The sequence below is a fragment of the Ruegeria sp. BF6 genome (genome assembly GCF_056538665.1).
On sequence record NZ_JBQFTN010000012.1, the window covers coordinates 84,173 to 104,924 of the forward strand.

Here is a 20,752-nt window from a genome sequence, read left to right on the forward strand (position 1 = left end):
GGGCCCCTCGCCCGCCCTTTCCTCGTTTGACAGTTCAGCCAAACACGCCCGCCCGACTTACCGGGCCAGTCAATACAGCCATAACGGAGCCCGGATATGACCTCCGAACCGGATAAAAAACCACCGATCTGGCGCCGGTATTTCCTGTGGGGAATGCCCGTGGCCGGAATCGCTGCCGCCTTTGTCGGCGGCATCATCTTCTGGGGCGGGTTCAACACCGCCATGGAAGCCACCAACACCAAAGATTTCTGTATCTCGTGCCACGAGATGCGCGATTTCGTCTACGAGGAATACACAGGTACGATCCACGACGTGAACCGTTCTGGCGTGGGCGCGGTCTGTTCCGACTGCCACGTGCCCAAGGACTGGACCCACAAGATCATCCGCAAGATCAAGGCGTCCAAAGAGCTGTATGGCAAGATGGTCGGCACCATCAACACCCGCGAGAAATTCGAGGCCAAACGTGTACACCTGGCCATGAACGAATGGGAACGGATGAAGGCCACCGACTCGCGCGAATGCCGCAACTGTCACGATTTCGAATCGATGATGCCGGAATTCCAGAAGCCCCGCGCGCGTCAGCAGCACCTGAATGCGATGGAGATCGGCCAGACTTGTATCGACTGCCACAAGGGTATTGCGCACTCGGATGCCCGCGACCGGGCCGACGAAGAGTATCTGGAAAAGCTTGAAACCCCGAATCCGGACTTCATCCGCCCGATTCCGCCCGAATATTTGGTCAGTCTGGAGCGGATCGAGGCAAAGGAAGCCGCCGAAGCCGAGGCTGAAAAAGCCGCCAAGGCAGCGCAGCAAGAGGCCGTTCAGGCTCAGATCGCAGCCGCAGTTGACGCGGCCGTCGCTGAAGAGCGTGCCGCAGCAAACGGCGAAGAGGCCGCAGCGCCCTCAGACGGCGGCGGCGGCGATGTCCCAGGCAACGTCGACTGGAACGCCGTGGCCAGCGCGGATCTGAAACTGTTCTACCCCGGTCAGGCTTCATTTGAATGGGTGCAGAATGGCAAGTTCCATGGTGGCGCCCGTCCGCTAACAAAAGGCGGTGATCAGTGCTCGACCTGTCACGCCAAGGAACTGGACACGATCGGCAACAAGATTGTGGCCGGTGGTGATCTGGAGCCAACGCCGATCCCCGGCAAACGTGGTGTGATCGACGCAACCGTTCAGGCCGCACATGACGACGAGAACCTGTATATCCGCTTGCAATGGCCGGATGCAGGCCACAACCCGGCACCGTTCGTGGATGGTGGCAAGATGGACCCCGACAACCAGATCAAGGTTGCCATGATGATCACCGGTACCGGTATCGAGATGGGCGATCAAGTTGGTTGCTGGGCCTCGTGCCACGCCGACAACTCGTATATGCCCTTTGATCCGGGTGCGGAGGCGATTGCCGCCAATGGTGATGTCTCAGGTCGTCTGACCGCTCAGGACACGGTGACCAAATACATAAGCGAAAGCCGCACCGAGGTTGATACCAAAGGTCGTCGCGGTAAGCCGATGGGTGGTTGGGATAAACTGCATACCGCCGAGCAGATCGAGCAGTATCTGGCCGACGGCACCTATCTTGACCTGATGCGTGTCTATGCGGACGGCAGTGCCACCAACGGCTATCTTCTGGAACAGCGCGTGGTCAATGACGGCGAGATCGCCGCATCGGCCGAACTTTCCGGAGGAATGTGGACTGTGGTCTTTACCCGTCCGCTGAACTCCGGTGCGCCCGGCGACGTGCCGCTGGAGGCCGGCAATACCTACACGGTCGGCTTTGCCATCCACGATGACTTTGCCGCCGCGCGGTTCCACCATGTGACGCTGGACACCAGCCTTGCATTGGACGACGACAGCGCCTTCATCAACGTGGTAAAACAATAATTGAGGGGGCCGGATGAACCGGCCCCTTCCCCTTTGGAAAGGAGACATGGATAATGAAACCCCACCGCCTTCTTCCCGCGCTGCTGCTTCTGGCCGCGCCCGCCTGGGCCGATGAAACCGCTGAGATCTGTGCCGAGGCCGAAGATCGCTATGTCGAGATGTTTGACCAACCATCGTCCGCAGTCGAGGACGCCGAGGTGGTGCTGATGTACAAATACAACTTCTGCCCTCGCGAATTGACCGTAAAGCCGGGCACCACCGTGCGTTGGATAAATGTGGACAAACGCACCAGCCATTCGGTCTTGCTGAAAGACGGCAGCGAACCCGAAAGCGATCGGTTGTTCCCCGAGGAATCGGTGGACATGACATTCCTCACGCCGGGCCCGCAGGAATACCTGTGCGGTCCGCATTGGGAAACGCAGGACATGATCGGCATGATCACAGTCGAACCCTGAGCCGAGGCAAAAATACAGGCAAAATCAAAGGAGCGCGGGCGCTAATCCCGCGCTCCTTAACTTATGTCAAGGAGGTTGGTTTAGGATTACGCCAACTTGGCCTCATGACACGCCCGGTTCACCCAGCAACGTCCCCTATTCGCGCGTGGAAGCTGCCGGAAGGTCCGGGTTCCGAAGACATTCAGAACAAGCGAGTTAGCACATGAGCGGTAAGGTTTTTCTGATTGGCGCCGGCCCAGGCGACCCCGAGCTGATGACCCTGCGCGCCCTGCGTATGCTGCAAGAGGCCGACGTGGTCGTCTATGACCGACTGGTTTCGGACGGAATCCTCGCCCTGCACGCCGACGGTGCGCGGCTGATCCCGGTGGGCAAGGCCCCCAAATGCCACACCGTACCGCAGGATCGCATCAATGAAATCCTGAAAGAAGAGGCACTGGCCGGTCACACCGTCGCAAGGCTGAAGGGCGGTGATCCGATGATCTTTGGCCGCGGCTCGGAAGAAGCCGCCTATCTGATGGCTTATGGAATCGCTGTCGAATACGCGCCGGGTATCACGGCGGCACAGGGGGCCTCCAGTTCGACCGGCGTGCCGCTGACCCATCGCGGGCTGGCGACCTCGGTTCAATATGTTACCGGCCACCGGCAAGCCGACAAGGTGCTGGATCTGGACTGGAAACGGCTGGCTGATCCTGACTCGACCTTGGTGGTCTATATGGGCGTCGCCAACATCGGCCAGATCGCCATGGGGCTAATGACCGAGAGCCTGCCCGGCTCGACCCCCGTTCTGGCCGTGGGCAAAGCCACCACACCGGATGAGAGCCGCATGGTATCCCGCCTTGATCAATTGGCGGCGGATGTCCGCAAAGCCGACCTGAAAGCGCCGACCTTGTTCATCATCGGCAAGGTGGTTTCACTCTGCGCAGAACGGCCCTTGGCAGACCTGCTGGAACAGGCTCATGGCTAAGCTTGGTCATAAAAGCCTGGGGCAGTGCCAGGTCCCGGCGGGGGGCCAGGCGCCTAGCCGGGGGATGGACCGGGTGTTACCCCGCAGGGCGGGCCAACGTTCGGGCTGGACGGCGCACGCCGTGCTGACGACCGCCGTAGTTCTGGCCACGTCAGCCTTTGCCGCAGAAGCCATTGACCCCAACGCACTGAAACGACTTGTCCATCAGGATTGCGGCTCGTGCCACGGGTTGTCGCTGAAAGGCGGCCTTGGCCCCGATCTGCGGTCCGAGACATTGCAGCATTACGATGCCGACGTCCTGACCGGTGTCATCCTTGACGGCATTCCCGATACCGCAATGCCCCCATGGCGGCCCCTGATCAGCGAAGAAGAGGCCGAATGGATCGCCCGTTACCTGCTGGAACAGGAGGAACAATGAAACATCTCATCCTCGGCCTTGCAGCCACATTGATGATCACAACGGCACATGCCGATCCTACCGCAACCGGAGACCTGGGTCTGGTGATCGAACGGGCTAAGGGGTCAGTCCTGTTGGTCGACCAGTCCGACCGCGCCGCGCTCGCGCGGATCGAGGGGCTGGGCGACCTTTCCCATGCCTCGCTGGTCTATTCGCCGGATGAACGCTTTGCGTATGTCTTTGGGCGTGACGGCGGGCTGACCAAGGTGGACATTGTCACCCGTCAGATCGTGAACCGCGTCGTGCAGGCGGGCAACGCCATCGGCGGCGCAATCTCAGACGATGGCAAACTGGTGGCCGTGTCCAACTATGAACCCGGTGGTGTACGAGTCTTTGATGCGGACACGCTGGAGATGGTCGCCGACATTCCCACCGACAGCAAAACCATCGGTTTAGTCGATGCGCCGGGCCGTCGCTTCGTGTTTACCATGTGGGACACGGGCGAGACCTGGATTGCCGATTTTGCCAAAGGCGACCCCGCGATCACCAAGATCACCGACATGGGCAAGAACCCTTACGACGCGCTGATCACCGCCAATGGCCGCACCTATATCACCGGCCTGTTCGGCGAGGACGGCCTGACCGCGCTGGATCTCTGGGCCGAGAACCCCGAACCCATCCGCGTGCTGCCCGACTATGGGCGCGGACAGGAGGAAATGCCGGTCTACAAGATGCCCCATCTGGAAGGCTGGGCGCTGACCGGGCGCGAGTTCGTCCTGCCCGCCGTTGGCCATCACGAGGTTCTGTGGATCGACTCTGACACCCTTACCGAAACCGGGCGCACCAAGACGCACGGCCAGCCGGTCTTTGCCATGGCTCGCCCCGACGGGCGGCAGGTCTGGGTCAATTTCGCCCATCCGCTGAACGACACGATTCAGGTCGTCGACAGTGTCAGCAAAGAGATCATCCACGAATTCAAACCCGGCCCCGCCGTGTTGCACATGGAGTTCACGCCGCGCGGGCATGAGGTCTGGCTCAGCGTGCGCGATGCCAACAAGGTTATGGTCTACGACACGCAGACCTTCGAAAAACTGCGCGAGATCGATGCGGACAGCCCCTCGGGCATCTTCTTTACAGCGCGTGCGCACAAAACGGGGCTGTGACGGATGGATCATATCACCGACCCGATCGACCGCCGCCTGCTGGATGAGTTCCAGCGTGATTTCCCGATCACCGACCACCCGTTTCAGGTTCTGGGCAATACGCTGGGTCTGGACGAGGCCGAAGTCATCGACCGCCTGACCCGAATGCGCGCAACCGGCCGGATCACGCGCGTTGGCGCGACGATTGCACCCGGTGCGGTTTCGGCCAGCACTCTGGCTGCCGTCGCCGCGCCCGATGAGCGTCTGGAAGAGGTCGCCGCAATAATCGACGCGGAACCCGGCGTTAACCACAATTACCAGCGCGAGGATGACTGGAACCTATGGTTTGTCACCACCGGCCCGGACCGTGCGCATGTGAATGGCACGCTGGCGCGGATCAGCCATCGCACCGGGCTGCGGGTGCTGGATTTGCGGCTGGTGCGCCCGTTCAACGTCGATCTGGGGTTCCGCATGTCGGGCAATACCCGCAACGTGCCCGGCCCCCGCAAGGTGGATTGCTCGGCCATGCGGGACGGAGACCGCCCCTTGCTGCAGGCGCTGAGTTCGGGCCTGCAACTGGTCATTGATCCGTTTGCTGATCTGGCACGGTCTCTGGGTCGGTCCGCCCCCGAGGTGATGGCGCGAATCGAGGCACTGCACGATGCGGGCATTATCTCGCGCCTGGGTGTCATCGTTCGCCACAGGGCGCTTGGCTGGTCGGCCAACGCGATGGTGGTCTGGGACATGCCCGCCGATCAGGTCGGCACTGCTGGCCCAGCACTTGCCGCACATCCCGGCGTGACCCTGTGTTATGAGCGGAACCCGGTCGAGGACATCTGGCCCTATCGCCTCTATTCCATGATCCACGCCCGGTCGCGCAGCGAAGCGCTGGAAACCCTTTCAAGTGCCGTCGCCTTGCCGGAACTGGCCTGTGCGCGCCACAAGGTGCTGTTCTCGACCCGCTGCTTCAAACAGACCGGCGCGCTGATCCACCAAAAGGAGGCTGCGGCATGACACTGGACGCAACCGATCGCGCAATCCTGAACCGGATGCAGGACGATCTGCCACTGAGCACGCATCCCTATGCCGCAATCGCCACCGAGCTGAGCATTTCGGAGAGCGACTTGCTGGGCCGTCTCAAACGCATGAAAGAAGAGCGCATCATCACTCGTTTTGGTCCGTTTTTTGACGCCGCTGCCATGGGCGGCGCCTTCTGCCTGTGCGCAATGGCCGTTCCACCAGAGAATTTCGAAACCGTCCTGACCAAAGTCAATGCGCATCCAGAGGTTGCCCATAATTATGAACGCACGCATCGGCTGAACATGTGGTTCGTTCTGGCAACCGAAACCCCCGAGGGGATCGAGGCCACCGCCGATGCCATCGAACGGGAAACGGGGATCGAGGTACTTTGTTTTCCCAAATTGCAGGAATTTTTCATTGGCTTCCGGGTGGCGGCATGATCGACGCGAAAGACAGAGAGATTATCGAGGCGCTGCAAGGCGGCCTGCCGCTCGTGCCTGCACCCTACGCGCAGGTGGCTTCGGACATGGGCATGGACGAAGACGAGTTGCTGCTTCGTCTGGCCGACCTGAAATCGAGCGGTGTGATCCGCCGCATCGCTGCTGCACCCAATCACTACAAACTGGGCATGACCTCGAACGGTATGACCGTGTGGGATGTCGAAGACAACCGCGTGACCGAACTGGGCACCCGGATCGGCGCTTTGCCGTTTGTAACCCACTGCTACGAACGCCCTCGCGCCCTGCCCGACTGGCCTTATAACCTGTTCGCCATGGTCCACGGAACGGATCGCGACGAGGTCGAAGAAAAGCGGGCGGAAATCACCGCAATACTGGGCGAGGCCTGTCGGGCCAAAGATATCCTCTATTCCACGCGCATTCTCAAAAAGACCGGGCTGCGCCTGAAAACGAAAGGCTGAGACATGTTCCGCCTGACCGAATACATGCATCAACTCGTCACCCCCACCCCGGTGCGCAAACGCCGCCCCGGGCCGGTAAAACCGGTGGTGATCTGGAACCTGACGCGACGCTGCAACCTGAAATGCCGCCATTGCTACACCGTCTCGGCGGATGTTGCGTTCCCGGGTGAGCTCAGCCACGAGCAAGCCATGGTAACCCTTGAGGATCTGGGCCAGTTTCGCGTCCCGGCCCTGATCCTCTCGGGTGGGGAACCGCTGGACCGGTTCGATTTCTTCGATATCGCCAAACGCGCCCGCGATCTGGTGCCCATGCTGGCGCTGTCCACCAATGGCACGCGGATTCACGACGAAACCGCCGACATGATCGCCGATGTGGGATTCAACTATGTCGGCATCTCACTGGACGGGATCGGGGCCACCAACGACTGGTTTCGCGGTGTCGAAGGTGCCTTTGCCGATGCCCTGCGCGGCGTACGCGAATGCAAAAAACGCGGCATCAAGGTCGGTCTGCGGTTCTGCCTGACCGAAGGGACCCAGCATCACCTGCCCGACCTGCTGAAACTGTGTGACGACGAAGGCGTCGACAAGTTCTACCTCTCCCACCTGGTCTATGCCGGGCGCGGCGACAAGAACCGGGGCGAGGATGCCGAGCATATGCGCACGCGCAACGAGCTTGATCTGTTGCTGGAACGCGCGTGGGAGGCCGCCTCGGGCGGGCGCCCACTGGACATCGTGACAGGCAACAACGACGCCGATGCTGGGTATTTCCTGAACTGGGTCCGCGCACGCTTCGATGCCGACAAGGCCGCCCATGTACGCGAGCACCTGGCCGCATGGGGGGGTAACTCCAGCGGTCTTGGCGTGGCCAATATTGACAATCTGGGCCGGGTTCATCCCGACACCTACTGGTCCGACTACACGGTCGGCAATGTAAAGACCAAACCGTTTTCCGAGCTATGGACCAGCGATGATCCGATGCTTGCCATGCTGCGCACCCGCCCGCGCCCGCTGAAGGGGCGCTGCGGGGCTTGTCAGCTCAAGGACGTCTGCGGCGGCAATACCCGGATTCGGGCGTTGCAGCTGACCGGCGACCCCTGGGCCGAAGATCCGGCCTGTTATCTGACAAATCAAGAAATCGGCGTCGAAGATGCGGGCAAGCGCCTGCAGGTGACGCCGTTCCGAGGAAAAAGCCATGACCCGGCGCATCAATTCTTTTGACACTCTGAAAATCGGCACCTTCTGTTCGCTGCTGCTGGCGGGCACTGCATGGGCCGACGCCCCAGCCGACTATGCCGAACACTGCGCATCCTGCCACGGTGAAAACCGTCTGGGCGGAGTTGGTCCTGCGCTGATCCCCGAGACGCTGAAACGGATGCGCGGCCCGCGCGTGGCCGCTGTGATCGCCGAAGGGCGCACGGCCACTCAGATGCCCGCCTTTTCCCACGAACTCGACGCTTTGCAGATCGAGGAACTGGCCGGTTGGCTGAAATCCCCGCTGGAAACCGACCCTGAATGGGGTGAGGCCGATATCATGGCCAGCCGCACGCTGGACGAGGACTATGTCCCGGTCGACGCCCCTGTATGGGACAGCGACCCGATGAATATCACGCTGGCAGTTGAGACCGGCGATCACCATGTCAGCGTTCTGGACGGCGACACGTTCGAGGTTCTGGACCGGTTCGAGACCCCCTTTGCCGTTCACGGCGGCCCGAAATTCAGCCCCGATGGCCGCTATGTATTCATCATGTCCCGTGATGGCTGGGTGCAGAAATACGACATCTGGGCGCTGAAACAGGTGGGCCGCGTGCGCGCGGGCCTGAACAGCCGCAACATTGCCATGTCTGGCGACGGCAAATGGGTTGCCGTGGCGAATTACCTGCCCAACAGCCTGACCCTGCTGTCGACCGAGGACCTGTCGGTTGCAAAGGTCGTTGAGGTCAAGAGCAAGAAGGGAGTCCCCAGCCGTGTCTCGGCCGTGTATCAGGCCCCACCGCGCGAAAGCTTTGTGCTGGCACTGAAAGACGTGCCCGAGATCTGGGAGGTCTTCTACGGCGCCAACCCACCGCAATCCGGCCTGGGTCACGACTTTCGCATCGAGGGTCAGTTCAAGAACCCCGACCCATTCCCGGTGCGCAAGATCACCACGCCCGACTATCTGGACGATTTCTTTTTCGACCAGAGCTATGAATATGTCATGGGCGCATCGCGCGATGGCGAGGGCGGTCAGGTGATCGATCTGGTCATCGGCCAGAAAGTCGCCGATCTGGACCTGCCGGGGATGCCGCATCTGGGCTCGGGCATCACATGGCAGCACGGCGACACCACCGTGATGGCCACGCCGCACCTGACCGATGGTACCGTGTCGGTGATCGACATGGAAACCTGGGAAACTGTCAAACGGATCAAGACGGAAGGACCGGGGTTCTTCATGCGCAGCCATGAAAACTCGCCCTACGTCTGGGCCGATGTGTTCTTTGGGCCGAACAAGGACGCGATGCATGTGATCGACAAGCAAAGCCTTGAGATCGTTAAGACTCTGCGCCCGGCTCCGGGTAAGACAGTTGCGCATGTTGAGTTCACCAAAGACGGCAGCCACGCGCTGGTTTCGATCTGGGAAGATGACGGCGCGGTAATCGTCTATGATGCGCAAACGCTGGAAGAAGTCCGCCGCCTGCCGATGCGCAAACCTTCGGGAAAATACAATGTCTGGAACAAAATCACCTTCTCGGAAGGAACCAGCCACTGAAGGCAAATGGCCGGTCTGGAAACTGGCCATTCTGCTTTATCCGGCCACGGCGCTGACCGTGGCTATCAATCTGTTTCTGGCCGGCCTGATTGCCAACAGCGCCGGTTACGGCATTATCGAGCCGGTCACAGCGATCCTGTGGTCGATCCCATTGGGCGTGCCTGCATCCTGGCTTGCCGGGCGCTGGGTACGGGGCCTGATGGACGAAGCTGACAGTTGACGTCGGCTTCTAGAATTCTGAGATTTCACGGAAATCCGCCAAGATTAATTTTTGGGCAGTCTGAGAACAAATGACTTAAGTCAAGGATCGAATCCGGCGGCAGGTCTACCCCTCAGGAAAGATTGCCGAGTTGGATTCTCCATGCCCGCCTTTAACCCTCTGCACATGTCAGCTGTTTGCGCGTCCCGCGCAGCTTGTGCTGTAGCGGGCATTTTCCTTCTGCTGTTGCAGCTGCTTGGCCCGGCGCTGGCGAGTCCCGGGGAAAGCATGTGGGTGGAGATCTGCTCGGAGGCAGGGGCGGTCTGGGTTCAGGTGGACCTTGAAGAGGACACCACGGATCCAACCGCGCCCTGTCCGAATTGCGCCGACTGCGCCCTGTGCGCCGTCACCTCAGCGGCCCCGGTGCCGGAAATGCCCGTATTCTACCGGGAAGGTCTAATTCACGCCGCACATTGCGAAAACCGCGATCTGCTCAGCGTCACCAGTGTAAAACGACTGTGGCCCGAAACCCGCGCCCCCCCCCGCGTGACCCAAGAAACAACTGAACGCGCCCTGCGCGCGTCCATGGCGTCTACCCAAATTATCGGAGGTGCGCCGTGGTCGTAAGTCGCGCAATCCATTTCCTGCTGGCCCTTTCTCTGTCCTGCCTGTTGGCGATCAGCGCCCATGCCGACAGCCTCGCCAGCTTCCTGCCCGACATTGAGCCCGCCGACCTGGCCCCCGGTGCCGATGCTTTTGGCCCGGTTCGCGACGACGTGCCCGTTGCCCCAGTTCTGAAGGGCGGAGAGACAGTTGCCTGGGCTTTCCTGACTTCTGATTTCGTGGGCACCACCGGTTATTCGGGCAAACCCATCCACGTGGTTGCTGCCATCGACGACGATGCGGTTCTGACCGGCGTTAAGCTGGTCAAACACTCGGAACCCATCGTTCTGATCGGCATTCCCAATTCCCGTATGGTCGAATTGACCGAAGGTTACACTGGGCTTGACCTGAAAGTCGAAGTGGAGACCGGTGGCGAGGGGCATGACCTCGACATCATCTCGGGCGCGACAGTGACGATCATGGTGATCGACGACAGCCTCGTTCGCGGTGGGATCAAGGTATCCCGCGCACTGGGTCTGGGAGGCCTGTCTCCGTTGTTGGCCGATGGTCCCAAACGCGAAATCGATATGGCGAAGAACTCCGCTTACGACTGGGCAACCTTGTCTGGCGACGGCTCGGTCCGGCGTCTGACGCTGGACGTCGGTCAGGTCAATGCCGCTTTTGAGGCCACGGGCGATCAGCGTGCCATCAAGCGCCCCGAACCGGGTGAACCGGACGACACATTCATCGACATGCATTTGGCACTGGTTTCTGTCCCGTCAATCGGCAAGTCGCTGTTGGGTGAGGCCGAATATCAGAATCTGGTCGAGTGGTTGGACGAAGGGGAACAGGCCATTCTGGTGCTGGGCCGCGGCGCCTACAGCTTCAAAGGTTCGGGTTACGTCCGCGGCGGTATCTTTGACCGGATACAACTGATCCAGGGCGACAATTCAGTACGGTTCTTTGACAAGCAACAAGAGCGTCTTGGCAAAGTCGCAGCCTCCGACGCGCCGAGCTTCACCGAATTGGATATCTTCAAGATCCCTGCCGAGGCCGAGTTCAATCCGGCTGAACCGTTCCGCCTGCAACTGCTGGTGCAACGCGCTATAGGTGCGGTTGAGAAGACATTCCTGACCTTTGATCTTGGTTACAAACTGCCCGAGCGGTATCTGCTGCCCGTCGCTGCCTCCGCGGTCGTCGATGATGCCACCGGCGAAGCCGCCGCCAAAGCCGCTTTGTGGCAGCGCATCTGGAAGGATCGCACCGTTGAAATTGGCGTTCTCGGCATCATGCTTCTGGTGCTGACGGCCACCTTCTTCTTCCAATTCCACGCCACCATGAACGCGCGGGTCTTCTACTGGTTCCGCATCGGTTACCTGACAATGACCCTGTTCTTCATCGGCTGGTATGCCAACGCGCAGCTAAGCGTGGTGAACCTGATGGCTCTGGCAGGCAGTCTACGCACCGGGTTCTCATGGGATGCGTTCCTGCTGGATCCGCTGGTCTTTATCCAATGGTTCGCCGTGGCCGCCGCCCTGCTGTTCTGGGGCCGAGGTGCCTATTGCGGCTGGCTGTGCCCGTTCGGTGCATTGCAGGAGCTGACCAACAAGATCGCGCGGGCCTGCCGCGTTCCGCAGTGGACCCTGCCCTGGGGTCTGAATGAACGGCTTTGGCCTGCAAAATACATGATCTTCCTTGTGCTCTTCGGCATCAGCTTCGTGTCCATCCCGCTGGCCGAAAAATATGCCGAGATCGAACCGTTCAAGACCGCAATCATCCTGAAGTTCATGCGCGACTGGCCGTTTGTAGTCTTTGCGCTGCTCCTGCTGGGTGTCGGGCTGTTCATCGAACGGTTCTACTGCCGTTATCTCTGCCCGCTGGGCGGAGCGCTGGCGATCCCCGCCCGTATCCGCATGTTCGACTGGCTGCGCCGCTACAAGGAATGCGGCACACCCTGTCAGACCTGCGCCAACGAATGCCCCGTTCAGGCCATCCACCCCACGGGTGAGATCAATCCGAACGAGTGTGTCACCTGCCTGCATTGTCAGGTGCTCTACCAGTCCGAGACGAAATGTCCCGTCGTCATCCGCCAGCTAAAACGGCGGGCCAAGACAGGGTCGGTCGACCTCAAGACCCCGCTCGGACAACCACCGGCGAACCATCCGAACGCCAAACCGCAATCCGTTTCCTAAAAAAGGAGGAACGATCATGTCGGACAATGAAAGCAAACTGAACATCACACGCCGCGGGATGCTGGGTGCAACCGCAACCGGCGCTGTGCTGGCCGGGACCGGTCTGGGCTCAACCCTGATGACCGCGAAGCAAGCCAGCGCTGCCGCCAATGCTAACCTGGAGCCCGGTGAACTGGACGAATACTACGGTTTCTGGTCTTCAGGTCAGACAGGTGAACTGCGCATTCTGGGCTTCCCGTCCATGCGCGAACTGATGCGGGTTCCGGTGTTCAACCGCTGCTCGGCCACCGGCTGGGGTCAAACCAACGAGTCGTTGAAGATCATGACCGATGGCCTGCTACCGGAAACCAAGGAATTCCTCGCCAAGCGCGGCCTGAAAACCTATGACAACGGTGACCTTCACCACCCGCATATGTCATTCACCGACGGCACCTATGATGGCCGCTACCTGTTCATGAACGACAAGGCCAACACCCGCGTCGCCCGCGTGCGCTGCGACGTGATGAAATGCGACAAAATCACCGAGATCCCGAACGCCAAGGCGATCCACGGTCTGCGCCCGCAGAAATTCCCGCGCACCGGCTATGTATTTGCCAACGGTGAGGATGAAACGCCGCTGGTTAATGACGGCACAGTGCTGGATGATCCATCGCAATACGTGAACATCTTCACCGCGCTGGACGGCGACACCATGGAAGTGGCATGGCAGGTGATCGTGTCGGGCAACCTCGACAACACCGACTGCGACTATCAGGGCAAGTACGCCTACTCGACCTCGTACAACTCGGAAATGGGTATGAACCTGGCCGAGATGACCGAGAACGAGCTGGACCACGTCGTTGTCTTCAACCTCGCGGAAATCGAAGCGGGTATCGAAGCCGGTGACTACCAAGAGCTGAAAGGCGTCAAGGTTCTGGACGGGCGCAAGGGTCAGAACAAGAAATACACCCGCTATATCCCGATCCCGAACTCGCCGCACGGCATCAACACCGCACCTGACGGCAAGCATGTCTGCATCAACGGTAAGCTGTCGCCGACAGTCTCGATCATGGACGTCACCAAACTGGACGCCCTGTTCGAAAGCGACGCTGACCCGCGGTCGTGCATCGTCGGCGAACCGCAGCTGGGTCTCGGCCCGCTTCACACCGCTTATGACGGTCAGGGCAACGCGTTCACCACGCTGTTCCTCGACAGCCAGATCGTGAAGTGGAACATCGAAAAGGCAATCGAGGCATACGGCGGCGCCGATGTGGACCCGATCATCTCGAAGGTCGACGTGCACTATCAGCCGGGCCACAACTCGACCTCCATGGGTGAAACCAAGGATGCCGACGGCAAGTGGCTGATTTCGATGAATAAGTTCTCGAAAGACCGCTTCCTGAACGTGGGTCCGCTGAAGCCCGAAAACGAGCAGCTGATCGACATCTCGTCCGACGAGATGAAAGTGGTTCACGACGGCCCGACCTTTGCCGAACCGCATGACTCGATCATCGTTCGCAGCGACATCGTCAACCCGGTCAACGTCTGGGATCGCGCCGATGTCACATGGGAAGACGCCCGCAAGCAGGCCGAAGCCGATGGCATCGATCTGGAAGAAGGTGCCGAGGAACCCATCCGGGACGGCAACAAGGTGCGGGTCTACATGACCTCGCAGGCCCCGACCTTCAGCCTTGAGAAGTTCACCGTTAAACAAGGTGACGAGGTGACGGTCTACATCACCAATCTGGATGACGTGGACGACGTGACCCACGGCTTCTGCCTGGGCAACTACGGCATCGCGATGGAAGTCGCACCATTGGCAACCGCCTCGGTCACCTTCACCGCCGACCGTCCGGGCGTGCACTGGTTCTATTGCCAGTGGTTCTGCCACGCGCTGCACATGGAAATGCGCGGTCGGATGCTGGTCGAACCGGCTGGAGCATAAGGCGATGCGCTGGTCCCTGCTCATTCCGCTCCTGCTCGGCTCGCCCCTTTGGGCGGCGGACTGGGACGTGCCCAACCGGGCGGGGGCCATCAATGAAATACTGGCGCAGGCGGCGGATGGGGACACCCTCCGCCTGAGCCCCGGTGTTTACACCGAAACACTGGTTCTGGACCGGCCTGTAATTATCGACGGGCTGGGACAGGCCACCATAGACGGGAAAGGAAACGGCAGCGTCATCACCGTGACCGGGCCGGGTGTCACCGTACGCGGGCTGACCGTGATCGGCTCAGGCTCTAGCCATGACGGGATCGACAGCGGTATCCAGCTAACCAAAACGGCCAAAGCACCCGTGGTTGAGGATAACGTGCTGCTGGGGAATCTCTACGGCGTCGACATTCACGGGGCCAAGGACAGCATCGTGCGTGGCAACCGGATCGAAGGTCGGTTGGACCAGCGGATGAACGACCGCGGTAATGGCGTCTATGTCTGGAATGCGCCGGGTGCGCGGGTGGAAGACAACGACATCCGCTATGGCCGCGACGGGATCTTTGTGAACTCGTCCAAGAAAAACACCTTCACCGGCAACCTGTTCCGCGATCTGCGATTTGCCGTGCACTACATGTATGCCGACGACTCGATCGTCAGCGACAATGTCTCAATCGGTAACGATCTGGGTTATGCCGTGATGTTCACCACCAATGTGAAGGTCGCAGATAACGTCTCGGTTGGTGACCGCGAACATGGCGTGATGCTGAACTACGCCAACAAAAGTCAGATCACCGGCAACGTGGTGATAGGTGCCAAGGAAAAATGCACCTTCCTCTATAACTCCAACAAGAATGAATTCACCGATAACTGGTTCCAGGGATGCGGCATCGGCATCCATTTTACCGCTGGCAGCGAGCGCAACCGCATCGTCGGCAATTCTTTTATTGGGAACCGGACACAGGTGAAATACGTCTCGACCAAGTGGGTCGAGTGGTCCGAAAACGGGCGCGGCAATTACTGGTCCGATTTCGCCGCCTATGATGTGGATGGGGACGGTATCGCCGACGCCCCCTATCGCCCCAATGACAGTATGGACCATGTGCTGTGGACCCAACCCTCAGCCAAATTACTCCTCGGCTCCCCTGCCGTGCAGCTGGTACGCTGGTCGCAATCTGCCTTCCCGGCCCTTCTGCCGGGCGGCGTGATCGACAGCAACCCGCTTATGCAAGCCCCTGAACCCCCAGCTATGAAAAAGGTGCCTCATGACGGATAAGGCCCTAAGTATTACCCAAGTCAGCAAGGACCGAGGGAAAACCCGCGTTCTTGACGATATCACCCTTTCCCTTGCCCCAGGTCAGCGCGTTGCACTGCTGGGCCATAACGGCGCGGGCAAGTCGACCCTGATCAAATCCATCCTCGGCTTGACGCCGATCCATGGCGGAGCCATTCGGATCGGCGATACCACTCCCGGCACCGCGCAAGCACGGCGGGATACGGCCTATCTGCCCGAGGCTGTGTCGTTCCACCCAGCCTTGACCGGACGCGAGCAGTTGACCCTTTTCGCAAAGCTGTCCGGGGCAATGGCCGATGTACCCGGCCTGCTGGATCGCGTTGGCCTCAGCGATGCACTGGATCGCCGGATTGGAACTTATTCCAAAGGGATGCGGCAACGTCTTGGTCTGGCGCAAGTGCTGCTAGGCCAGCCGAAAGTGGCACTGCTAGACGAACCAACCTCAGGCCTGGACCCGATCTCACGGCAGGATCTTTATGCCATCATTGACGAACTGGCAGCGCAGGGCACCGCCGTCCTGATCGCGTCGCACGCTCTGACCGAGGTCGAGGCCCGCACTGACCGCATCGCTATCATGCGGAAGGGCCGGATGGTTGCGGATGACACGCTGAACAACCTGTCGGCGCTGGCCGGGCTGCCGATCCGCCTGCGCGTACGCGCCAGCGTCAACGCAGATGCACTGGCCGCCGAATTGGGTGGCAACCGGATCAATGGTGCGTCCGTGGAACTGCTCTGTTCCCCGGATGACAAGATGGAGGCCCTGCGCCGTATCGCCGGGTTGGGCGACGCGGTAGCGGATGTCGAAATGACCCCGCCCAGGCTGGAAGACCTCTATCGACACTACGCACAGGAGGAGATGCAATGACCCGCTTCCTCGCCATCACTCGCACCGAGATGCTGATACTGCGTCGCAACCGCTGGCTGCTGGTCGCAACGCTGATCATGGTATTGTTCGCTTTGGCTCTGACTTTTGCGGGCAGCGCCCCCACCGGCACACTGGGCGTAGATATGCTGACTGTTTCGGTGGCCTCGATGACCACACTGTCGGTTTACCTGGCACCCTTGCTGGCGCTGATGATTTCCTTCGACGCCATCGCTGGTGACGTGGACCGGGGCAGCCTGTCGCTGCTGCTGTCCTACCCGGCAGGGCGCGGAGAAATCCTGCTAGGCAAGTTCACCGCCCACTTGGCCGCCCTGGCCTTTGCTATGACCGTTGGTTTCGGCACCGCAGGCGCGGTGGCCGCATTTTTTGGCGGCGCGGGACCGGAAAGCCTGATGGCGCTGGCTCGCCTCATTCTCACATCCATCCTGCTGGGCGCTGTGTTTCTGGCGCTGGGTTACCTGCTGTCTGCCCTGGCAAGGGGCGCCACGGCGGCAGCAGGTCTGTCGGCCGGGCTCTGGCTGGTTTTTGTCGTCCTTTATGATCTGGGCTTGTTGGGAGCCGTCGTCATGGACAAGGGCGGCACCTTCACCCAATCCGTCTTTCCGTGGGTGATGGTTGCCAACCCGGCCGACGCATTCCGTCTGTGGAACATCGCCGCGACCGAAGGTGTCGCCATGGCCTCGGGCATGACTGGAGCTGCGCAGGCTCTGCCCGTATGGGCCGCGCCGGCCTCGCTGCTGATCTGGCCGGTGCTGGGTTTTATCCTAGCCCGTGCCGCCTTCCGGAGGGTCGAGCCATGAAACGCTTTTGCCTGATCGCCCTGGTAGCCCTGACTGCTTGTAAAGAAGAGATGGCCGTGGCCCCTGACCCGGTTGATTTGACACCGGACGCGCTCAGCTATTTTTGTCAGATGAACATTGCCGAGCATGGCGGGCCAAAGGGGCAAATTCATCTGGAAGGGTATCCCGTGCCGCTGTTCTTTGCTCAAGTGCGCGACATGGTGGCCTATCTGAAAAGCCCCGAGAGGGATGCCAAAATCACTGCTGTTTATGTCAGTGACATGGGGGTTGCCCCGAACTGGCGGCAGCCGGGCATTTCCAACTGGATCGCGGCTGATGACGCAACCTTTGTGGTCGGCTCCAACGTTGCAGGCGGCATGGGCGCACCCGAGGTTGTACCCTTTGCCGATCCCACCGCTGCCGATGTTTTCATCACCCAATATGGCGGCGCGCAGATGCCGCTGCCCGACATTCCAGCTGCCGAGGTTCTCGGCCCCGTCGATCTGGACCTGAAACTGGAGACCCCCTCATGACCCCCCTCTCCCGCCGTCGGTTCCTGACCATGTCCGCCGCCTGCGCCGCCTTTCCAGCCAGCGCGAAACCCGCCCCAGCGGCCCATTGGCGCGGGGTTGCACTGGGGGCCGAAGCCAGCCTGCGGCTGGAAGGGCTGACCGATACCCAGGCGGCGCCGATCATTGCCGCCGTCGAGGCCGAGTTGAACCGTTTGGAAAACATCTTCAGCCTGTACCGCCCTCAATCCGAACTCAGCCGACTGAACCGCGACGGCCAACTGTCGGACCCCGCACCTGAATTGCTAAACGTTCTCAGCCTGTGCACGGCGCTGCACGAGGCTACGAACGGCGCGTTTGACCCCACCGTTCAACCACTCTGGTCCGCACTCGCAACTGATGCGCGCCCTGAAAAGACCGACGCGGCACGGCGTTCTGTCGGGTGGACTCGCGTGAACGTTCAGACGGACATGATCCGCCTGCCGCAACCGGGTGTTTCAGCACTGACCCTGAACGGCATCGCACAGGGCGCCATCACCGACCGTATCAGTGCGCTGCTGACCGCGCATGACCTGCGGGGCGTGCTGGTAAATATGGGAGAAATAGCAGCCTGGGGGCAACGCGGAGACGGACAAGCCTGGCAGGTCGGGCTGGCTGGACCCGGAGGCAATGTTCGTAAATCCATCGAACTACGGGACCGTGCGGTCGCAACTTCGAACGCGCGCAGCTTCATGCTGACAGGTGATCAGGGGCATATTCTGAACCCTGCGAGTGGTATGCGCCCAGCGGGCATCGTCTCAGTCTCAGCGCCCAGCGCGGCCATTGCCGACGGGTTGTCGACAGCTTTGTGCGCCCTGCCGAAGACAGGATTTGACACAGTACTCAGGTCTTTCCCCGACGTGCGGCTGGAAATGCACATCTGATCACAAGGCTCAGTGTTGCGTGCCAGAAACTGCGCAACCAAAGCCTCTCAGTACACCAAAGCCGAAACATAGACTTGCCCAAAGATTAATTTGGTAAGCCGAGTTTCACGCCGTATCTACGAAAAAAGGTAGGTGGCGGAGACGAAGGGATTCGAACCCTCGAGACGGTTTCCCGCCTACTCCCTTAGCAGGGGAGCGCCTTCGACCACTCGGCCACGTCTCCGCCGACGGGTATATCCTTGCAAGCAACGGGAATACAAGGCGAAATTTCCATTTTGTGTCTCACTCCGGCAAAATTGCTGAACCCGTTGAAATTACGGTAAAACACACCGATTTACGTGGATTATGGGCAAGATTTGGACAATTTTTTCTGAGGCATTTCCCAGCGCCGAACCATCCAGCCGTCAGGTTCGAAACACCACAACACATCGAATCCCCATTCTGCATCGCCGCGCCGATTGAGAGATCATTATCTGCCAACGAAGAATTTCTCCTGTTTCGGTTCGAACCCATCTCCTCCGGGCATCGGAGGTAGCGCATGTCAAAACAAACGGAAAAAGGTGTGAACTGTGCTGGTACACAAGCTGAATATGATGCGCACAACTTAGCTATCGCCATTAGACAGAACCCTTCGCCGCTCTTGACCGTTCGTTGCTTAGCTAAGCGCTGGCGCTGCAGCCGATCTTCAGTTGAACGATTTCGCAAGCTTCATGGCCTGACGCCTGTTTCTGTTCCTGGTGAGCACCCCTGCTTCGACCTGCTCGATGTACTGCGGCTTGAAGAGGTAGACGATCCGATCTTGTTATGGGCGTTTGGAGGCAGTGAGGGCCGCAAAGTCCTTCTTGCACCGTTGCTATCAATCGAGGACCTGCGGTTGCTCGACCGGCGGTTTGTCAAGTGCCACCCGGAGACATTTCGACGTTTGGCGCGAAATGGTCAACGCCACGGTTTTAAGCTTGGGCGGCGATGGCTTTTCCGCCCGAACATCGAAGAAATTGAGCGTTTGAATTTTCTGAACTCAGGCAAGAGGGCTGGAAAATGACAAGACCATACAGCAGTGAACACATCCTGCTTCACGGCGCGACAATGAAGAAAACACCCAAAGGGATTTCCGGACGAAACACCATTGGGTGTTTTCTTCATTCATCCGCTCCTTTGCTTCACAAGCCAATTTTTTCGTCAAAACCAACAGAAGGCAAAGACCGTCGTTCTTTCGCGCAACGACGGTCTTTCCCCCTGATTGGAGACAAACAATGACAGCGAACGAACAAACTCAGCTGACACCTCCGACGCTTCGCGACGCACTGCTGGCGGCCAATGCCGGCGTCCTTGATCTGCCGTGGACTGAATCCTCCTGGAGAAAAATCCGTGGCTCGTTGTCCAAAGTAGAAAAAGTCTTTGACGTTTTGGACGCAACCCCAAAAAACGCACAAGTGGTTTGTGATTCAAAGCGCTTACGCACTCTGGTCGCGGACTATCTCGACACCGGAACAGCTCCAATGAACTGCGGTTTCAAAAGCTATGATAGGTTTTATGTCTGGTACTCGAACACCAAACGTTTTTTTGATTTGGTAAGCGGCGAGCGTGCTAAGAAGGCAGCAAACAAAACGCGTCAAGACCGGTCGGCCAAATTCCTCGAACTGGTCAGTAAAGGCACGCTCGGGTTGCCGCCGATCTCGGCTCGTGAGGCCATTCCGTTAACGGTATTTATTAGTTGCTGCCGCGAGGCTGGAATTGACATCCACCAGGCGAACAAGAAATGGCTCGAGGAGACTATCGGAGCGCAGCCATCAGGCCGGGCGCGAACTCTAAAGCGGGCAGCGAAATTTCTCGATCAGATGAGGGGTGTCCGTCGTCAGGGATTTTGGGACAGATGGCGCTCTGATCTAAGAGAGGATGTGGCCCATCTGATTGGTCTGATTATGCGGCGGATT

The 20,752-nt window shown here is 59.8% G+C and carries 21 protein-coding genes and 1 tRNA gene; 21 read left to right on the forward strand and 1 reads right to left on the reverse strand.

Annotated elements, in window-relative coordinates; all coding sequences use genetic code 11:
* The first annotated feature begins 96 nt into the window (after positions 1-96).
* The 19 genes from ACR0IM_RS19450 (at position 97) to ACR0IM_RS19540 (ending at position 18,818) form a co-directional block, all read left to right on the forward strand.
* Positions 97-1,884: a NapC/NirT family cytochrome c gene (locus ACR0IM_RS19450; RefSeq protein ID WP_480642088.1), complete on the forward strand. Its 1,788-nt coding sequence runs from the start codon at positions 97-99 to the stop codon at positions 1,882-1,884.
* A gap of 53 nt (positions 1,885-1,937) precedes the next feature.
* Entirely contained in the window at positions 1,938-2,339 is a 402-nt protein-coding gene (locus ACR0IM_RS19455; RefSeq protein ID WP_480642087.1) for a cupredoxin domain-containing protein, read from the forward strand.
* Between the two features lie 202 nt (positions 2,340-2,541).
* Entirely contained in the window at positions 2,542-3,303 is a 762-nt protein-coding gene (gene cobA / locus ACR0IM_RS19460) for a uroporphyrinogen-III C-methyltransferase (RefSeq protein ID WP_480682926.1), read from the forward strand.
* A gap of 64 nt (positions 3,304-3,367) precedes the next feature.
* Complete coding sequence (locus ACR0IM_RS19465; RefSeq protein ID WP_480594332.1) at positions 3,368-3,721, forward strand: c-type cytochrome; 354 nt, start codon at positions 3,368-3,370, stop codon at positions 3,719-3,721.
* Positions 3,718-4,863, forward strand: a complete 1,146-nt coding sequence (locus tag ACR0IM_RS19470; RefSeq protein ID WP_480682927.1) for a cytochrome D1 domain-containing protein — start codon at positions 3,718-3,720, stop codon at positions 4,861-4,863. The genes ACR0IM_RS19465 and ACR0IM_RS19470 overlap by 4 nt, the downstream gene beginning before the upstream one ends.
* Before the next feature lie 3 nt (positions 4,864-4,866).
* Positions 4,867-5,856, forward strand: a complete 990-nt coding sequence (ahbB, locus tag ACR0IM_RS19475) for a siroheme decarboxylase subunit beta (protein WP_480682928.1) — start codon at positions 4,867-4,869, stop codon at positions 5,854-5,856.
* A complete protein-coding gene (locus ACR0IM_RS19480; protein ID WP_480682929.1) occupies positions 5,853-6,302 on the forward strand; it encodes an Lrp/AsnC family transcriptional regulator in 450 nt (149 codons plus the stop codon). Before ahbB (ACR0IM_RS19475) ends, ACR0IM_RS19480 begins: the two co-directional genes overlap by 4 nt.
* Positions 6,299-6,781 carry a siroheme decarboxylase subunit beta gene (gene ahbB, locus ACR0IM_RS19485; protein ID WP_480682930.1) on the forward strand — a complete coding sequence of 161 codons (483 nt, stop codon included), beginning with the start codon at positions 6,299-6,301 and terminating at the stop codon, positions 6,779-6,781. Before ACR0IM_RS19480 ends, ahbB (ACR0IM_RS19485) begins: the two co-directional genes overlap by 4 nt.
* Positions 6,782-6,784: 3 nt before the next feature.
* Complete coding sequence (gene nirJ / locus ACR0IM_RS19490; protein ID WP_480682931.1) at positions 6,785-7,999, forward strand: heme d1 biosynthesis radical SAM protein NirJ; 1,215 nt, start codon at positions 6,785-6,787, stop codon at positions 7,997-7,999.
* Positions 7,974-9,527 (forward strand): cytochrome D1 domain-containing protein, encoded by a 1,554-nt coding sequence (locus ACR0IM_RS19495; RefSeq protein WP_480642084.1) that lies wholly within the window; start codon positions 7,974-7,976, stop codon positions 9,525-9,527. Before nirJ ends, ACR0IM_RS19495 begins: the two co-directional genes overlap by 26 nt.
* Positions 9,484-9,747 carry a hypothetical protein gene (locus ACR0IM_RS19500; RefSeq protein WP_480642083.1) on the forward strand — a complete coding sequence of 88 codons (264 nt, stop codon included), beginning with the start codon at positions 9,484-9,486 and terminating at the stop codon, positions 9,745-9,747. The genes ACR0IM_RS19495 and ACR0IM_RS19500 overlap by 44 nt, the downstream gene beginning before the upstream one ends.
* 141 nt (positions 9,748-9,888) lie before the next feature.
* Positions 9,889-10,353, forward strand: coding sequence for a DUF2946 family protein (locus ACR0IM_RS19505; RefSeq protein ID WP_480682932.1), 465 nt, complete (start codon positions 9,889-9,891; stop codon positions 10,351-10,353).
* Complete coding sequence (locus tag ACR0IM_RS19510) at positions 10,344-12,521, forward strand: 4Fe-4S binding protein (protein ID WP_480682933.1); 2,178 nt, start codon at positions 10,344-10,346, stop codon at positions 12,519-12,521. Before ACR0IM_RS19505 ends, ACR0IM_RS19510 begins: the two co-directional genes overlap by 10 nt.
* Before the next feature lie 16 nt (positions 12,522-12,537).
* A complete protein-coding gene (nosZ, locus tag ACR0IM_RS19515; RefSeq protein ID WP_480594341.1) occupies positions 12,538-14,445 on the forward strand; it encodes a TAT-dependent nitrous-oxide reductase in 1,908 nt (635 codons plus the stop codon).
* 4 nt (positions 14,446-14,449) lie between these two features.
* On the forward strand, positions 14,450-15,706 hold the full coding sequence (locus ACR0IM_RS19520) for a nitrous oxide reductase family maturation protein NosD (RefSeq protein ID WP_480682934.1): 1,257 nt from the start codon (positions 14,450-14,452) through the stop codon (positions 15,704-15,706).
* Entirely contained in the window at positions 15,696-16,589 is an 894-nt protein-coding gene (locus ACR0IM_RS19525; RefSeq protein WP_480682935.1) for an ABC transporter ATP-binding protein, read from the forward strand. Before ACR0IM_RS19520 ends, ACR0IM_RS19525 begins: the two co-directional genes overlap by 11 nt.
* A complete protein-coding gene (locus ACR0IM_RS19530) occupies positions 16,586-17,407 on the forward strand; it encodes an ABC transporter permease (RefSeq protein ID WP_480594344.1) in 822 nt (273 codons plus the stop codon). Before ACR0IM_RS19525 ends, ACR0IM_RS19530 begins: the two co-directional genes overlap by 4 nt.
* On the forward strand, positions 17,404-17,919 hold the full coding sequence (locus ACR0IM_RS19535) for a nitrous oxide reductase accessory protein NosL (RefSeq protein WP_480642079.1): 516 nt from the start codon (positions 17,404-17,406) through the stop codon (positions 17,917-17,919). The genes ACR0IM_RS19530 and ACR0IM_RS19535 overlap by 4 nt, the downstream gene beginning before the upstream one ends.
* The gene (locus ACR0IM_RS19540; protein WP_480642078.1) at positions 17,916-18,818 is read left to right on the forward strand and encodes an FAD:protein FMN transferase; all 903 of its coding nucleotides are present in this window, start codon (positions 17,916-17,918) and stop codon (positions 18,816-18,818) included. Before ACR0IM_RS19535 ends, ACR0IM_RS19540 begins: the two co-directional genes overlap by 4 nt.
* A gap of 133 nt (positions 18,819-18,951) precedes the next feature.
* Here ACR0IM_RS19540 and ACR0IM_RS19545 read toward each other — a convergent pair.
* A tRNA-Ser gene (locus ACR0IM_RS19545) sits at positions 18,952-19,041 on the reverse strand.
* 315 nt (positions 19,042-19,356) lie between these two features.
* Here ACR0IM_RS19545 and ACR0IM_RS19550 point away from each other — a divergent pair.
* Together ACR0IM_RS19550 and ACR0IM_RS19555 are read left to right on the forward strand one after the other, a co-directional pair.
* Positions 19,357-19,860 (forward strand): hypothetical protein, encoded by a 504-nt coding sequence (locus ACR0IM_RS19550; protein WP_480682936.1) that lies wholly within the window; start codon positions 19,357-19,359, stop codon positions 19,858-19,860.
* Between the two features lie 211 nt (positions 19,861-20,071).
* Positions 20,072-20,752 (forward strand): hypothetical protein (locus ACR0IM_RS19555; RefSeq protein WP_480682937.1); only part of this gene is annotated, 681 nt, incomplete at its 3' end.

What these genes read in the sequence shown, in the direction of transcription:
- ACR0IM_RS19450 (WP_480642088.1), top strand. Translation starts at nt 97, where the DNA reads ATGACCTCCGAACCGGATAAAAAACCACCGATCTGGCGCCGGTATTTC.
- ACR0IM_RS19455 (WP_480642087.1), top strand. Translation starts at nt 1,938, where the DNA reads ATGAAACCCCACCGCCTTCTTCCCGCGCTGCTGCTTCTGGCCGCGCCC.
- cobA (WP_480682926.1), top strand. Translation starts at nt 2,542, where the DNA reads ATGAGCGGTAAGGTTTTTCTGATTGGCGCCGGCCCAGGCGACCCCGAG.
- ACR0IM_RS19465 (WP_480594332.1), top strand. Translation starts at nt 3,368, where the DNA reads ATGGACCGGGTGTTACCCCGCAGGGCGGGCCAACGTTCGGGCTGGACG.
- ACR0IM_RS19470 (WP_480682927.1), top strand. Translation starts at nt 3,718, where the DNA reads ATGAAACATCTCATCCTCGGCCTTGCAGCCACATTGATGATCACAACG.
- ahbB (WP_480682928.1), top strand. Translation starts at nt 4,867, where the DNA reads ATGGATCATATCACCGACCCGATCGACCGCCGCCTGCTGGATGAGTTC.
- ACR0IM_RS19480 (WP_480682929.1), top strand. Translation starts at nt 5,853, where the DNA reads ATGACACTGGACGCAACCGATCGCGCAATCCTGAACCGGATGCAGGAC.
- ahbB (WP_480682930.1), top strand. Translation starts at nt 6,299, where the DNA reads ATGATCGACGCGAAAGACAGAGAGATTATCGAGGCGCTGCAAGGCGGC.
- nirJ (WP_480682931.1), top strand. Translation starts at nt 6,785, where the DNA reads ATGTTCCGCCTGACCGAATACATGCATCAACTCGTCACCCCCACCCCG.
- ACR0IM_RS19495 (WP_480642084.1), top strand. Translation starts at nt 7,974, where the DNA reads ATGACCCGGCGCATCAATTCTTTTGACACTCTGAAAATCGGCACCTTC.
- ACR0IM_RS19500 (WP_480642083.1), top strand. Translation starts at nt 9,484, where the DNA reads ATGTCTGGAACAAAATCACCTTCTCGGAAGGAACCAGCCACTGAAGGC.
- ACR0IM_RS19505 (WP_480682932.1), top strand. Translation starts at nt 9,889, where the DNA reads ATGCCCGCCTTTAACCCTCTGCACATGTCAGCTGTTTGCGCGTCCCGC.
- nosZ (WP_480594341.1), top strand. Translation starts at nt 12,538, where the DNA reads ATGTCGGACAATGAAAGCAAACTGAACATCACACGCCGCGGGATGCTG.
- ACR0IM_RS19520 (WP_480682934.1), top strand. Translation starts at nt 14,450, where the DNA reads ATGCGCTGGTCCCTGCTCATTCCGCTCCTGCTCGGCTCGCCCCTTTGG.
- ACR0IM_RS19525 (WP_480682935.1), top strand. Translation starts at nt 15,696, where the DNA reads ATGACGGATAAGGCCCTAAGTATTACCCAAGTCAGCAAGGACCGAGGG.
- ACR0IM_RS19530 (WP_480594344.1), top strand. Translation starts at nt 16,586, where the DNA reads ATGACCCGCTTCCTCGCCATCACTCGCACCGAGATGCTGATACTGCGT.
- ACR0IM_RS19535 (WP_480642079.1), top strand. Translation starts at nt 17,404, where the DNA reads ATGAAACGCTTTTGCCTGATCGCCCTGGTAGCCCTGACTGCTTGTAAA.
- ACR0IM_RS19540 (WP_480642078.1), top strand. Translation starts at nt 17,916, where the DNA reads ATGACCCCCCTCTCCCGCCGTCGGTTCCTGACCATGTCCGCCGCCTGC.
- ACR0IM_RS19550 (WP_480682936.1), top strand. Translation starts at nt 19,357, where the DNA reads ATGTCAAAACAAACGGAAAAAGGTGTGAACTGTGCTGGTACACAAGCT.